Origin of the sequence: Cocleimonas sp. KMM 6892 (assembly GCF_035798195.1) — a bacterium.
GTDB lineage: Bacteria > Pseudomonadota > Gammaproteobacteria > Thiotrichales > Thiotrichaceae > Cocleimonas > Cocleimonas flava.
Genome location: NZ_JAPFBV010000006.1, coordinates 126,920 through 142,082, shown reverse-complemented (window position 1 = coordinate 142,082; position 15,163 = coordinate 126,920). Strand labels below are relative to the sequence as shown.

Below are 15,163 nucleotides of genomic sequence, written 5' to 3'. Positions count from 1 at the left end.
CTTCTACTATCGAACCTTTTCTTTATATTCGTGTTCGTTTTGCAACGAATACCTATGACCTTTTCATTTTATGATCTTTTTATACATTTCACATTAAATCTGATTTTCACTAATGACAGCCGAAACAGGTTCTGTCACTTTTTTATCTTTGTTCAACCAGGCATCCAGCTTTATAAGAAGTGGCGGTAACAACAAGAAATCAACAATCAAAGCGATTGCGATAACTATCGCGGTTAGTAGCCCCATGCCTGAATTCAATTTAAAGGAGGATGTTGCTAACACCAAAAAGCCTGCAACCAATGCCACAGAGGTCACCCAAAGAGCCACGCCTACCGTAGAAAAGGCATAACGCACGGCATCTTCAGCACCCAATCCTTTTTCTCGTCTGGCACGTAAATATTTGGATAAAAAGTGAATGGTATCGTCTACCACAATCCCCAACGTCATTGCCGTAACCACAGACAACGCTAAACCAATCTCACCACTAATAAGCGCCCAAATACCAAATGCCATGCCGGCAGGAACAAGATTAGGGATTAAACTCAATAAACCATATCGCCACGACTTCAAGGCAAAAACCAGAATCAACGAAATCAGGACTAAAGCAATAGTTGTTCCACTAATCATACTGATAATATTTTTCATACCAATATGGGCAAACATAATTGTAGGGCTAGCGCCAACTGCTTTCAGATGTGGCATATTCTGCTCCATCCACTGATCAACCCGGGTTTCCATCTCTAGCACTTGTTTTGTCGATATGGTCTTCAACGTCACGGTGATACGCGTACTCTTCTTATCGATATCGATCTGATTGTTCAAATCCAGACCGAAAGGCAACGACATTTCGTATAGCAACAGATATTGCGCAGCCATTTCTCGGGATTCAGGTAGCTTGTAATAGCTCTTATCATCGCCGTGCATATTTTTATTTAAACGGGTGAAAGTATCCGTAACAGTATTTACATGAACCACTTCAGGCTGAGTATTTAACCAATCCGTAAATTTCTTGATATTCACCAACACATCGGGATCGGAGATATCACCGGTGTTTTCTGTATTAATAGAATATTCGATATTATAAATACCGGTTAAATTTTGACTGATAAAATCAGTATCCCGACGAAACTCAATGCGTTCATCAAAGTACTCAACAAACACATCGTTTAATTCATTGATTGGAATAAGCGAAATCAAGACAACTGCGATTAAGCTCATACCTACTAACAGAGATTTTTGCTTCGCAATCACCCATTCCGCAAACGAAGACATGATTTTTAAGGTGTGCGTGTCTTTTTTCTTTTCCCTAATCGGTAAAAGGGTCGCTATTGCTGGCAGAAAGAATATAGAGAAGATAAATGCTGCAATTACCCCCATTGCGGCAACATTCCCCAGGTCGCGAAAAGGTGGCGCATCACTTGTATTAAGAGATAAGAAACCTATAGCAGTGGTGACGGAAGTCAAAAATACCGGCATAAAGTTGACCCTAAGACTTTCAACCATTGCCGTTTTCTTGTCAGACCCCTGACGAATTTCAGATAACCAGGTAGAAAGGATATGCACGCAATCCGCAACCGCCAGCGTCATAATTATGACGGGTGCAGACATCACAGGAGAAGACAGCTCGATTCCCAGCCAACCGGCTAAACCAAACGCCGTAATAACAGAAAACAAAATCACCAGCAAGGTCGCCAAGGTTCCGGAAACACTTCTTAACAATAAAAAAACGGTAATTAATATCAGCAACAACGCCATTGGCAAAAGATGTGACATATCGTAAATAGTTGCCTCACCAAAAGCATTATTCATCATTACGATGCCTGATAAATGAACGCTTAGTTCGGGGTATGTTTTTTCGATATAGCTTTTTAGTTCGCGGACAGAAGTAACCACTTCAGAAACTTGCTTAGTAGGGTCCGCAGCGATTGTTCCACCTTTACCATCGGGAATTTGCTTGGGAAATTCCATGGTAATGTTGAGAGCACTCACATGTGCTTTTTCTGATATCAAACGATGCAGTAATAGTGGCTCATTCAGCGCAATCGCTTTAATACGACTGAGCTCATCTGCATCCAGCTCACTCGCTTCTTCAAACAAATTAGCCACCGACATATCATCTTCTACAGATTCACTGTGTTGATAGTTTGATAGTGAATCGACTCGAATTGAATAAGGTGTTTGCCACGCTTTTTCGGTGACATCTTCTATTGCAGTGAGTGTTTCTGTTTTAAACACAACACCGTCTTTAGGCGCCAATACAATGATGACATTGTCATTTTTGGTATAGGTATTTTGTAATTCTTCGAAGGCTTGTAAACGAGGATCATCTGCCGAGAAGAATATCCGGTAATCGTTATTAAAAAATAGATTCTTAGCGCCAACACCCGCTAATAACATAAATAAAACAGACAGTATTAACAAAGCCCAACGAAATTGAATAACACTCTCAGCATACTTCTTTACCATGCTCTTTTTCCTAAGTTTTTTTAGTTGGCCGTAACGATTCTAATTGATCTATAAGACCCTGACCGCAACTCAGTAAGGCATCTTTACTTTGCAAACTTTTAGCGTATCCCAGACACCCTTCGAGGGAAGCAACAAACAACAATGAGGCTTGTTTGGAATCGACACTACTCTTGAAATTACCTGCCAGCTTTCCTCTTTCGCAAGCCGCTTCGATGGCTTCTTGCCACTCCGAATAGACTTTTGAAATACGCTCTCTAAACCCTTCATCTATCGGTGACATTTCTTGAGCCAGATTATTCATCGGACAACCTAAGCGGATATCCGCATCGGTCATAATCTTAGAGGTATTGGTCAAAATATCCTGAATCGTTCTGATCGGATCATCGGTTTGATTCAATGGTTCGATCCAGTTTTCTTTAATCGACTGAAAAATAAATTCATCAACCACCGCATAGCCAAGATCCATCTTATTTTTGAAATGATGGTATAGAGCGCCCTTGGTGGTGCCGGTATTTTTAAGAATATTATTTAGAGACGCCGCCTGAAAACCACAGTGATAGATTTCATTAAAGGCTGCAAGCAGGATTTTTTCACGAGTAGCTGAGCTTTTACTTAAAGGCTCAGAACCTTCAGCGTCAGCGGAATATGGGCATAAACTTGACCATAATTTCCACCAGCTTTGGGGAGTTTCAATAGTTTTTGAAAGTGATTTCATTAATTCAGCACCATACATACATACCGGTTGGTATGCAAACTTATGGTTTAGTCATTAATAAAAGCAATAAAACCCTCTGTAAGTAGGGGGGTGCTTGAATAATTAAGAATTCCGGTAGCAATCATTCCCAGCCCCCAATTTTTATCAAATTACCATCAAAATAATGTGGCGGAATGGTTAATTGATAACTCAACTGATTCGGAAAAACGGGCAGTCCATTTTCATCAAAAACATTCTTGGAACAGGTATCATTAAACTCACCTTTGGCATAATACAAAGGACAGTTACCCGAATCGCCATGATTTATGAAAACAAAATATTCTGGTTTTATTGATCGAGTCTTGGTTGATAAGGGCTTATGCAAGGTATCTTTTGATGAGTCACTGCCCTCTTCTGATTGGGCTTTTTTAGTAAATTGGCGATAAAGTACCGCGGCTTCTTTTACGCCCCAGCGCACTTTTCTTATTTCACCTTTTCGCATATCGCTGATATCGATAGCAACCGTAGCAATTTGCTTTTCTTTTTTATCTTTCTGATTATTGTCTTGTTGATTGGTAAATAAAGAATTAACGAATACCGCGATTAAAACGAATAAACCAACGAAAAATAATGATTTCAAAATAACGCGAAACAATAAACGACGGTTTTCCATAGAATGCACAAATCAAAAATAAAACATTATAGTGAAAATACGAGATCAAAGAACGATAAACTACTGAAAAAGAAATACCAAATGATCACTAATGATACGTAATCCTTACTAGCGATTAATACGCCAGTCTGTTAATTTACACGGTCTTTACTCCTTACAATTAGTCCTGAAAACTTAGCCTTATGAATCCCGTTGAAAAACCACGCAAAATACTGATTACCTCTGCTCTTCCTTATGCCAATGGACCGATCCATTTAGGCCATATGGTGGAGTATATCCAGACGGATATCTGGGCACGTTTCCAACGACTTCGAGGCAATAGCTGCATCTTTGCTTGGGCTGATGACGCACACGGCACACCGATCATGTTGCGCGCACAACAAGAAGGTATCGAGCCTCAAGAACTGATCGACAAAATGAAACAGGAACATGAGCGTGATTTCAACGATTTCCTGATTTCATACGACAACTTTCACACCACCCATTCTGAAGAAAATAAGTACTTCTCAGAAACCATTTATCTAGCCGCAAAAGCTAAAGGTAATATCGCGACCAAAACCATCAAACAGGCTTACGACCCTGAAGCGAATATGTTTCTACCGGATCGCTTCATCAAAGGCGAATGCCCGAATTGTGGCACACCCGATCAATACGGTGATAACTGCGAGAGTTGTGGCGCAACCTATTCAACCACAGAAGTGGTTAACCCATATTCTGTCGTCACTGGCGCAACTCCTATCGAAAAAGACAGTGAACATTATTTCTTTAAAATCAGCGACTATGCTGATTTTCTTAAAGAATGGGTAAACAGCGGCAGTGTACAAAAAGAAATCGCCAACAAAATGAATGAATGGCTGGAAGACGGCCTGAACGATTGGGACATTTCTCGCGATGCACCTTACTGGGGTTTCAAAATCCCGGGTACTGAAGATAAATACTTTTATGTGTGGCTAGATGCGCCTATTGGCTATATCGCATCATTCAAAAACTACTGTGATCGTGAAGATGTCGATATCGATTTCGATGAGTACTGGAGTGCCGAAAGAAACCAGAACAATGAAACCGAGTTATACCATTTCATTGGTAAAGATATCGCTTACTTTCATACTCTATTCTGGCCCGCAGTTTTAAAATCAGCAGATATGCGTTTACCTACAGCCGTTTTCTGTCACGGTTTCTTAAACGTGAATGGTCAAAAAATGTCTAAATCACGCGGCACCTTTATACAGGCACGCGTATTTCTTGATCACTTACCTGCGGAACCGCTGCGCTACTACTATGCGGCAAAACTAAGCAATACTGTTGACGATATCGACCTGAATTTAAAAGACTTCCAGCTACGTATTAATAGCGATCTGGTTGGTAAAGTCGTGAATATCGCTTCTCGCTGCGCAGGATTCATCAGCAAAAAGTTTGATGGAAAACTGTCTGCTACGCTTGCAGATGAAGCCTTGTATCAGCAATTTATTGATGCCAGCGATTCAATCGCACAAGCCTACGAAGACCGCCGTTACAGTAAGGCAATGCGTGAAATCATGGCTTTAGCTGATCTTGCTAATCAATACGTTGATGAAAAACAGCCATGGGTCTTAGCTAAAGATGAAACACGCCAGCAAGAAGTACAAGATATCTGTTCCTTAGGTATCAATATGTTCCGCGCGATCATTACCTACTTAAAACCTGTATTACCTGAGTTGGCGGCGAAATCAGAAGATTTCCTGAATGCCGGCGAACTAAGCTGGAATGATATAGCCACCCCCCTACTTTCAAGCGAAATTAAGAAATTCAAACCGTTAATGACGCGAATCGAAGAAGATAAAGTAGATGCCATGCTAGAAGCCAATAAACTACTTTTGGCTGAAGCGGCAACGCTACAGGCGAAAACCAATACAAACAACACTGAGAAAGATACGGATACAAAAATGAGTGATGCTAGCGAATCTGCTACTAAGGCTACTAAAGAACAAGACCCAATCAGCCCAACCATCGAATTTGATGATTTCGCAAAGATTGATCTACGTGTGGTTAAGATTCTAAAAGCAGAACATGTGGAAGGTGCTGACAAATTACTTCAGCTGACACTCGATCTGGGCGAAGGTGAAAGCAAAGGTCAGCGCAATGTATTTGCAGGTATTAAATCTGCTTACGAGCCTGCTGAACTTGAAGGCAAATTAACAGTAATGGTTGCGAACCTTGCACCACGCAAAATGCGTTTCGGCATGTCAGAAGGTATGGTTCTGGCTGCAGGCCCTGGCGGCAAAGACATCTTTGTGCTTAACCCAGACGAAGGGGCTTTACCTGGAATGCGCGTTAAATAAGGAGCTAACCGAGTCGAACTGAAATTCTAAAGTATGTTTAATCAATACGCATAAATGTTATGTGCGCTGACCTTTATGCATATTATCAAAAACATACTTTAGATTTTTATAGTCCAATAGGACTTGAGCTAAGCCGCCTGCCCACTGATAGATTGATAAAGCACCTTGAAAGACTCTTCAATCTTATCCGTAAACAATGGATCAGATTCAGTCTCAATAAGCTCTTCGAGTAATTTCCAGTCTTTATCTTCCAAAGTCTTATTAATCAAGGGGAACACAACTGCTTCTTCCAGATTCATGTGCTCTCTTTCCAGATCAATGTATTCCTGAATTTTCTTCACCAACTCTTCACGACTGATAAAACCCAAGCCATTGATAGCTTCATTGAGCAATCGCTTAAACTTAATCGTTACATCAGGCATTTCTTCGTGCTGCTGAATTAGCGTTTTAAACACCTCAGCCTCGTCGCCAGAACGGTATTTGAAAACCTCAAACACCTTGTTTTCTCTGGGGTGATGAATCATATCTGGGTAGTTTTGAATATAAGTACTCGCATCAAACATCAAAGCAAGTGCAGCATCATCGCCTTCAGCAATGCGCTCCAGCTGAAGTTGCATAATATCTAGCACTTTAGCCAGGTTTATATGATCTTTTTGCAGTCCTTTCAATATCGAGTGCATCACCAAACTCCTGTTAGATTGATAGTAGTTAACACTTATACTAATACCAACGAGACTTTAAAAGTTTGACATAGGTTCGATATTGCTTAATTGATAATATTACTTAATTAACATCATTATTAGGGTCATTTAGCGCTTTTTACGAACTTATACACCTCGCCTTTAGGATGAAACGCATACCAGGCAAACCAGAAAGTATTGGTACTGGTGACCACTTCCCCGTTTGCATTTTTGAAAGTCCCGTCTCTGTTTTCAACATCAAACTCAAGCGTTAATTCTTGCCCATCAACGCGATCGATTAGTGAAGTTTGTTGAGTTTCTGCAAAATATTTAGATAACTCCGCAAACGGATACACTTTTTGCTTATCGTTAATCGTAATTCCCAATACTCTCTCTTTCGGGTGATAACGTTTGCTTTTGAAAGCTACCGGAAAATAGACACTGACATCATTATCATAAGTACCATAAGGAGAGCGATTGTAATCACGATCAAAGCCCGTGTCGTTAGAGAGTACTTTGGTGTCCGGGTATTGCTTTTTCCACGATGCCCAACTGGTATGAGCAGATTGAATCACCTTCAGCTTCTTATTCACCAGTTCGCCACTTACGCCTTTTGACAGTATTTGTGACCAGAGTGTTTCTGTCTCTCGATCAAACAACAACACGTCGCTATTATATAACAAGCCAGACACACCAAATTTATGTGCATTACCTTCAAAATCAGCGTCGTAAACAATGCCACTTCCACATAAGGGGCAATAGGTTACCGCTATAGCTTTACCTGAGATCTCATCATTCACAATCTCATGCCAGTTTAATATTTTGATGGGATAAGCGCGTGCTTCTTCATCTCCTTTTTCTCCTACTACAATCCCCAAAACACGATCTGACTCTTTCAGGTAATCCACATCATCAGCGTTTAAAAAAGCAGGTTTATCAATGGAAGGAATCCCGTCACGTGGCGGCCCACCACTTAATATTTTATCCACTAGGATGATACTATTTTCAAGGTCAAAACCATTCTTAACCGGTTTGGCATGTGCGCTAGTCGACAACAAAACAGCCATTAACAGAGCCACAATATACAAGGTTTGTTTAGATCGCATAAATCCTCTAATTACTTTTAATTGGTGTATTTATTAACGCTTACTGTATTCTTAATTTAAGTAAAAACGCATTATTTAACTAGATACGCACAAAACAGTGTATTAGTTGTAAATCTATAAGTAATAACAAAGCCACCCCCCACCTTTCAGGCCTTTTTTTATTCTATGTCGTTATAACGATACTTTAAGGCTCAGAAAAGTAATCGTTAAAATGGCAAAAAGTCAAAATGACAGGCACATGAGTCTGAATAGACTTACACTGTATTAACGATGATTATTTACAACCACGATTAACCATAAAACGCAGAGATAAAGATTATGCAGCATTACTCGGGCTTTGGCCTGTTAAAGCATGCCATGAGTCACCACGAAAACTGGCAACGTGTTTGGCGTAACCCTACCCCAAAAAAATCCTACGATGTGGTTATCGTCGGTGGTGGCGGACATGGTCTGGCAACCGCTTATTATTTAGCCAAAGAATTCGGTATAACCAATGTCGCGGTTATCGAAAAAGGCTATTTAGGTGGTGGTAATACAGCAAGAAACACAACCATCGTGCGTTCCAATTATCTCTGGGATGAATCTGCGTTTTTGTACGAACACGCGATGAAGCTCTGGGAAGGCTTATCACAGGATTTAAACTACAACGTAATGTTTTCACAACGCGGCGTTTTGAACCTGGGTCATACCCTGCAAGATATGCGAGATATTTCTCGACGTGTGAATGCCAATCGCCTGAATGGTATCGACGGTGAAATGCTAGATGCACAACAGGTCAAAGAAATTGTGCCTGATATGGATTGCAGCGCGAATCGTCGTTATCCAGTAATGGGTGCATCATGGCAACCTCGCGGAGGTGTCGCCAGACACGATGCAGTAGCATGGGGTTTCGCTCGTGGTGCAGATGCCCTGGGTGTCGATCTCATTCAACAATGTGCAGTAGAAGGTTTCGAGATAGAAGATGGCACGGTTACGGGCGTTAAAACAACGCAATACGGCACTATCAAAGCAGGCAAAGTTGGTTGTGTGGTTGCTGGCAACTCCGGCGTACTTGCAGACATGGCGGGATTACGCCTGCCGCTTGAATCACATCCCTTGCAGGCATTAGTGTCTGAGCCGATAAAACCCATTTTAGATACCGTTGTAATGTCAAACCACGTGCACGGCTATGTCAGCCAATCCGATAAAGGTGATTTGGTGATTGGTGCGGGTATCGACGGCTATAACGGCTACGGCCAACGTGGTTCCTACCCAACAATAGAACACACTGTGTCTGCGATTTTAGAACTATTTCCTATTTTCAGTCGTGTTCGCATGAATCGACAATGGGGTGGAATTGTTGATACTACGCCTGATGCGTGTCCATTAATCAGTAAAACTGAAATTGAAAATCTCTATTTCAACTGCGGCTGGGGTACTGGCGGCTTTAAAGCCACACCGGGTTCTGGGCATGTTTTCGCAGCATCTCTGGCGAAAGGCGAAATGCACGAACTGGCAAAACCATTCTCTATCGATCGATTCAATACCGGCGCTTTAATCGATGAACACGGCGCAGCGGGGGTAGCACACTAATGTTCCTTATCTACTGTCCATATTGCGAAGAAGAACGCGCAGAAGAAGAATTTCATGCCTCTGGTGAAGCGCATATCGTGCGCCCTACTGATCCCGAGTCATTGACTGATGAAGCATGGGGAGATTACGTTTTCTTCCGTAAAAATCCACGCGGCAATCATCACGAGTTATGGCAGCACACCACGGGTTGCAGAAAATTCTTTTACATGACCCGCGACACCGCGACCTACGAAATCAAAGAAATTTACAAAGTCGGAGAACAACCAAAAGTTGCCACTGCTCCTGCGGTTCCAAATAAATACGATCAATTCAGCCTTGAACAGGCGGTGAAAAAATGAGCCAGCCAAACAGAATTCAGGGAAACAACGCATCAGCACAAAGCCGAGTCGATGTGAGTAAGCCAATTACCTTTAGCTTTAATAATAAATCGTATACAGGCTACGCTGGCGATACCATCGCTTCGGCGCTATTAGCTAATGATGTTGATGTAGTCGGGCGAAGTTTCAAATACGGAAGACCTCGTGGAATCGTTGCAGCCGGTGCCGAAGAACCCAATGCGATCCTGCAATTAGGAAAGACAGAAGCGACCCAGGTTCCCAATATTCGTGCCACTCAACAACTGATTTACGAAGGCCTTGAATGCCATAGCACCAATGGCTGGCCTAGCACTGAACGCGATGTGATGGGTGTCGTCGGTAAACTCTTCGGACGTTTTATGCCACCGGGTTTTTACTACAAAACCTTTATGGCGCCCAGCAAGCTGTGGATGACTTACGAAAAAATGATTCGTAAAGGTGCGGGCTTGGGACGTTCTCCCAAAGCAGTTGATCCCGATACTTATGAAACTATTAATCAACATGCCGATGTATTAGTCGTTGGTGGTGGTCCTGCAGGCATAACTGCTGCATTAAACGCTGCACGCACTGGTGCACGCGTCATACTAGCGGATGAACAAAACGAATTTGGTGGCAATCTATTAAGTCAGACTGATCTACTCGATGGTGCCCCTGCGCAGGATTGGATTGCTAATTCAATCGATGAATTAGCAACGGCAGATAATGTAACCCTACTAATAAATGCCACAGTTAATGGTTATCACGATCATAACTTCCTGACCATTCACGAACGCTGTACTGATCAAAGCTTTGATTTAGCGCCCGAAGGTGAAATTCGTCAAAGAATGCATCGGGTCCGCGCCAAACAAGTGATTCTCGCGACGGGCGCACATGAACGCCCCTTGGTATTTGGTAATAATGATATTCCGGGCTGTATGCTGGCCTCTGCGGTATCAACCTACATCAACCGTTATAACGTCGTACCCGGAAAAAAACTGTTATTGATGACGTCTAATGACAATGCGTACAACACCGCATTTGATTGGCATAACAGTGGTCGTCTCGTCAGAGCAATCATCGATACCCGTCCTGCGGCAGGAAAAGCAGTGGTTAAAAAGGCCACAGATGCGGGTATCGAAATCATTTACTCCAGCGCTATCGTCCAGGCACAAGGTAATACCTGTATTAGTAATGCGATGGTTGCGCCTCTTGATGAAACCGGTGAAAAACTAAGCGGTAGTGTTAAGCAATATGATTGCGACACAATTGCAACCTCTAGCGGCTGGAACCCGGCTGTGCATTTATCCTGTCACACAGGCGGTCGCCCTACCTGGCGTGAGGATATTCAAGGCTTTGTTCCGGATAACTTCAATAAAAACATGATCGCAACGGGTGCGGGTAACGGCTTATATCCACTTGCTGAGATTTTACAAGACGCGGCGTCTGCAGGAGCATTTGCGGCTAATGCCTGCGGCTTTAACGCGACTAAAACAAGTTATGCAAAAGCGGAAGTCGAAGACGTTGCTCCTTCCATGCCGATCTTTCATATTCCGCACTTTAAACCGACCAGTCGTGCGCCTAAGCAGTTTGTTGATTTTCAGCTGGATGTAACTGCTGCTGGTATCGAACTTGCAGTTCAGGAAGGTTTTGAATCCATCGAACATGTAAAGCGTTATACCGCTTTAGGTTTCGGAACCGATCAAGGAAAGCTAAGCAATATCAATGGTATGGCGATTGCAGCTAAAAAATTAGGTAAGACGATTCCGGAAACCGGCACCACTGTTTTCCGCCCGAATTACACACCTGTGACTTTCGGTGCGATCTCTGGCCGTAATGTGAACGAGTTTTTCGACATCGAACGCTATTCTGCCCTGCACACATGGCATGTGGAAAATGGCGCTGAGTTTGAAGATGTCGGCCAATGGAAACGCCCCTGGTACTTCCCGAAAGGTGAGGAGTCCATGCACGAAGCGGTTAATCGCGAGTGTTTAGCGACCAGAAACGGCGTGGGTATTATTGATGCATCAACACTGGGTAAAATAGATATTCAGGGTCCGGATGCACGTGAATTTCTCAACAGGGTTTATACCAATGCCTGGAGTAAGTTGCCTGTTGGTCGTTGTCGCTATGGTTTGATGTGTGGTGAAGACGGCATGGTATTTGATGATGGCGTTACCTCATGTATTTCGGATAACCACTTTATCATGACGACTACATCCGGTGGTGCAGCTCATGTGTTCAACTGGTTAGAAATCTGGCATCAAACCGAATGGCCAGAGCTAGAAGTTTACTTCAATAGTGTCACCGATCAGTGGGCAACGCTTTCTATATCGGGCCCTAAAGCACGACTATTACTGGGCGAGCTCACCGATATTGATCTTAATCCTGATACCTTCAAGTTTATGGATTTACGTGAAGGCGTTGTCGCGGGTGTGCCTGCGCGTGTTTTCCGCATCTCATTTACCGGCGAACAATCCTACGAGATCAACGTGCAAGCCAACTATGCGCTAGCAGTCTGGGAGAAGTTATTCGAGCATGGTGCAAAATACGACATCACGCCTTACGGTACTGAAACCATGCACGTATTACGTGCAGAGAAAGGCTTCATCATCGTGGGTCAGGATACCGATGGATCGATGACACCTTATGATTTGGATATGGGCTGGGCGGTTTCACCCGCGAAAGAATTCAGCTTTTTGGGTAAACGCTCCTTAGCGCGTGAAGATACGGTCAAAGAAAACAGAAAGCAGTTAGTGGGACTAAAAACCACAGACGCCAAAACGGTTGCTCCAGAAGGATCGCAAATTGTCCTGGACCCGAATCAAAAAATCCCAATGACAATGGTCGGACACGTCACTTCCAGTTATTACAGCGCGGTGTTAGAGCGCAGTATTGCAATGGCGGTGATTAAAGGCGGCTTAGATAAAATGGGCGACAAGGTGTATATGCCACAAGTAGATGGAACAACGATAGAAGCTGAAATTTGCAGCCCTGTTTTCTATGATCCAAAGGGAGAACGTCAAAATGTTAAATAATATCCGAGCAAGTAAAATGCTACTTTGTAAAAAAACGCCTCAAAGTACGGGGGTGGCTTTATGATGGAACTCAATCCCAAGGATACAAACATTCAACGTTGTCTATCCATGCATCATGTATCGCAGAAACACCCTGTTGAAAGCGTTCACTACAGCTTGCAGGAAATGGCGCTTGGTCATCTGATGGTCCGTATTCCAGAGACTAATACAGACGCCATCAAGGCGATTAAATCAGTGATTGGTTTAGACTTACCGACACAGCCATTGTCATCGGTTGAAAACAATCACTTTGTGATTAACTGGATCGCACCGGATGAGTTTTTGATTCTTACCGCAGATAAAACAGAGCATGCTTTAGAAGTTAAACTGCGCGAAGAAATGTCAGGACATTTTGCCATTGTAGATGTCACTGGTGGTCAAACAGTATTATCTTTATCTGGCGAACGCGCTGAAAATATCCTAAAGAAATCCAGTACTTACGATGTACATATCAGCAACTTTCCCATTGGAAAAGTAGTCACTACCGTATTTGCCAAATCACAGCTTGTGATGAGACGAACCGGTGCGGATAGTTTTCAGCTAGTGGTCAGAAGAAGTTTCAGTGATTACATCTGGCAATGGATTGTCGATGCAGGTTCACGCGCATAGAATCTAACACATCAAACATTAACAACAAATATCGACAAAGAATATCAACCAAGAATATCAACCACGAACAATAGAATTTAAACAACAACGCTAACGTTGGAAAACAAGCGAAGTCATTACTGTGGTTTGCTTTTGTATTACTTTTTGTATCTACAAGTTTTTTAAAAACAAAGCTAAACCACAGTGATGTTTACTTACTTAGTCATTACTACAACAGCTTATTCAAGCTACAAATGACACCCCCCTACTTATGGGCACTTTTTGTACATTACGTTGTGCTTTGTTTTGCGCTTTTTTGCATAGCGTTTTGCACATGATGTATACATAAAGAACGGGGATTACGTTTAAAGAGGTTCATTACCAATGAATAAAAATGCGACACTAAATATGCCAAGCTACATCAACATCCCGAATGGCGAGGCGGTCAACCCAACATTTAGTAAACAGGAAATGCAGTCACGCGTCGACAAACTACGCGTTCTGATGTCAACACTGAATATCGACAGTTGTTTGATGACATCGATTCACAATATCAACTATTACAGCGATTTCCTCTATTGCTCTTTTGGTCGCAAATATGGGCTTGTTATCAATCACGACACCCAAATTACAGTCACTGCAAACATAGATGGTGGGCAACCTTACCGTCGAACCTTCGGCGAAAACCTCGTTTACACCGATTGGCAGAACGATAATTTTTATAAAGCCAGCGCATCTTTAATCAAAGGAAAACAACGCGTTGGCATCGAATTTGATCAAGTTCCACTAGAGATGCTGGAAAAACTAAAACTGGCGATGCCGGAATCTGAGTTTGTGGATATCAGCGCCGGTGCTATGAAACTTCGTATGATCAAATCAACCGAAGAAATTGCACACATCACCAAAATGACCGCTATTGCAGATATTGGTGGCGCAGCCTGTGTCGAAGCAATTGGTGTGGGTGTGCCAGAGCACGAAGTCGCGTTGCATTCGACTCAGACCATGGTGCGTGAGATCGCCAAGGTATTCCCTGATGGCGAGTTACTGGATACATGGACATGGTTTCAATCGGGCATGAATACCGATGGTGCGCATAACCCAGTTACCTCTAAAAAGATCGAAAGTGGCGATATATTAAGTTTGAACTGTTTCCCAATGGTTGCGGGTTATTATGTCGCGCTGGAACGAACATTGTTTGCAGAATCAGCCTCTGACGAACATCTACGCATGTGGGAAGTAAACTGCAAAGTACACGATGAAGGCAAAAAACTGATCGTACCAGGCGCACGCTGTTGTGATATCGCTTATGCATTGAATGAAATTTATGCAGAACACGATTTACTCCAATACCGTACTTTTGGTTATGGTCACTCGTTTGGAGTGCTGTGTCATTACTATGGTCGTGAAGCTGGCTTAGAACTGCGTGAAGAAGTTGAAACAGTCCTCGAAAAAGACATGGTGGTTTCAATGGAGCCAATGATTATGCTGCCAGAAGGCATGCCAGGTGCGGGCGGTTATCGCGAACACGATATTCTGGTACTTACAGATGATGGCGCGAATAATATTACGGGTTTCCCGTATGGGCCTGAGCACAATATTATCTAGCTTAATTGTTCTTCGTTTTAAAAAACTCCCCCAAAGTGGGGGGGTGATTTTC

11 protein-coding genes are annotated in these 15,163 nt (G+C 42.7%); 6 read left to right on the top strand and 5 right to left on the bottom strand.

Annotated elements, in window-relative coordinates:
* Positions 1-93: 93 nt before the first annotated feature.
* The 3 genes from OO007_RS16390 to OO007_RS16380 form a co-directional block, all read right to left on the bottom strand.
* Positions 94-2,466, bottom strand: coding sequence for an efflux RND transporter permease subunit (locus OO007_RS16390; protein WP_325809600.1), 2,373 nt, complete (start codon positions 2,464-2,466; stop codon positions 94-96).
* A 10-nt stretch (positions 2,467-2,476) separates the two neighbouring features.
* Positions 2,477-3,181: a TetR/AcrR family transcriptional regulator gene (locus OO007_RS16385; protein ID WP_325809599.1), complete on the bottom strand. Its 705-nt coding sequence runs from the start codon at positions 3,179-3,181 to the stop codon at positions 2,477-2,479.
* Between the two features lie 121 nt (positions 3,182-3,302).
* Positions 3,303-3,833, bottom strand: coding sequence for a hypothetical protein (locus OO007_RS16380; protein ID WP_325809598.1), 531 nt, complete (start codon positions 3,831-3,833; stop codon positions 3,303-3,305).
* Positions 3,834-4,015: 182 nt separating this feature from the next.
* On the opposite strand from OO007_RS16380, the gene metG reads away from it, so the two are divergent.
* Entirely contained in the window at positions 4,016-6,151 is a 2,136-nt protein-coding gene (gene metG / locus OO007_RS16375; protein ID WP_325809597.1) for a methionine--tRNA ligase, read from the top strand.
* 128 nt (positions 6,152-6,279) lie between these two features.
* On the opposite strand, the gene OO007_RS16370 is transcribed toward metG, so the two are convergent.
* Positions 6,280-6,831: a hemerythrin domain-containing protein gene (locus OO007_RS16370; RefSeq protein WP_325809596.1), complete on the bottom strand. Its 552-nt coding sequence runs from the start codon at positions 6,829-6,831 to the stop codon at positions 6,280-6,282.
* Between the two features lie 125 nt (positions 6,832-6,956).
* Positions 6,957-7,937 (bottom strand): DUF3179 domain-containing protein, encoded by a 981-nt coding sequence (locus OO007_RS16365; RefSeq protein WP_325809595.1) that lies wholly within the window; start codon positions 7,935-7,937, stop codon positions 6,957-6,959.
* Positions 7,938-8,255: 318 nt separating this feature from the next.
* Here OO007_RS16365 and OO007_RS16360 point away from each other — a divergent pair, with 318 nt between their 5' ends.
* From OO007_RS16360 to OO007_RS16340, 5 genes are all read left to right on the top strand, one after another.
* Positions 8,256-9,509 carry a sarcosine oxidase subunit beta family protein gene (locus OO007_RS16360; RefSeq protein WP_131906592.1) on the top strand — a complete coding sequence of 418 codons (1,254 nt, stop codon included), beginning with the start codon at positions 8,256-8,258 and terminating at the stop codon, positions 9,507-9,509.
* Positions 9,509-9,847, top strand: a complete 339-nt coding sequence (locus OO007_RS16355; RefSeq protein ID WP_325809594.1) for a sarcosine oxidase subunit delta — start codon at positions 9,509-9,511, stop codon at positions 9,845-9,847. The genes OO007_RS16360 and OO007_RS16355 overlap by 1 nt, the downstream gene beginning before the upstream one ends.
* Complete coding sequence (locus OO007_RS16350; protein WP_325809593.1) at positions 9,844-12,879, top strand: sarcosine oxidase subunit alpha family protein; 3,036 nt, start codon at positions 9,844-9,846, stop codon at positions 12,877-12,879. Before OO007_RS16355 ends, OO007_RS16350 begins: the two co-directional genes overlap by 4 nt.
* Before the next feature lie 60 nt (positions 12,880-12,939).
* Positions 12,940-13,527 (top strand): sarcosine oxidase subunit gamma, encoded by a 588-nt coding sequence (locus tag OO007_RS16345; protein ID WP_325809592.1) that lies wholly within the window; start codon positions 12,940-12,942, stop codon positions 13,525-13,527.
* Between the two features lie 363 nt (positions 13,528-13,890).
* Entirely contained in the window at positions 13,891-15,111 is a 1,221-nt protein-coding gene (locus tag OO007_RS16340) for an aminopeptidase P family protein (protein WP_325809591.1), read from the top strand.
* Positions 15,112-15,163: the final 52 nt, after the last annotated feature.

Coding starts and splice junctions, on each gene's coding strand:
- OO007_RS16385 (WP_325809599.1), bottom strand. CDS start 3,181: ATGAAATCACTTTCAAAAACTATTGAAACTCCCCAAAGCTGGTGGAAA.
- OO007_RS16340 (WP_325809591.1), top strand. CDS start 13,891: ATGAATAAAAATGCGACACTAAATATGCCAAGCTACATCAACATCCCG.
- OO007_RS16390 (WP_325809600.1), bottom strand. CDS start 2,466: ATGGTAAAGAAGTATGCTGAGAGTGTTATTCAATTTCGTTGGGCTTTG.
- OO007_RS16345 (WP_325809592.1), top strand. CDS start 12,940: ATGATGGAACTCAATCCCAAGGATACAAACATTCAACGTTGTCTATCC.
- OO007_RS16365 (WP_325809595.1), bottom strand. CDS start 7,937: ATGCGATCTAAACAAACCTTGTATATTGTGGCTCTGTTAATGGCTGTT.
- OO007_RS16370 (WP_325809596.1), bottom strand. CDS start 6,831: ATGCACTCGATATTGAAAGGACTGCAAAAAGATCATATAAACCTGGCT.
- OO007_RS16355 (WP_325809594.1), top strand. CDS start 9,509: ATGTTCCTTATCTACTGTCCATATTGCGAAGAAGAACGCGCAGAAGAA.
- OO007_RS16350 (WP_325809593.1), top strand. CDS start 9,844: ATGAGCCAGCCAAACAGAATTCAGGGAAACAACGCATCAGCACAAAGC.
- OO007_RS16360 (WP_131906592.1), top strand. CDS start 8,256: ATGCAGCATTACTCGGGCTTTGGCCTGTTAAAGCATGCCATGAGTCAC.
- OO007_RS16380 (WP_325809598.1), bottom strand. CDS start 3,833: ATGGAAAACCGTCGTTTATTGTTTCGCGTTATTTTGAAATCATTATTT.
- metG (WP_325809597.1), top strand. CDS start 4,016: ATGAATCCCGTTGAAAAACCACGCAAAATACTGATTACCTCTGCTCTT.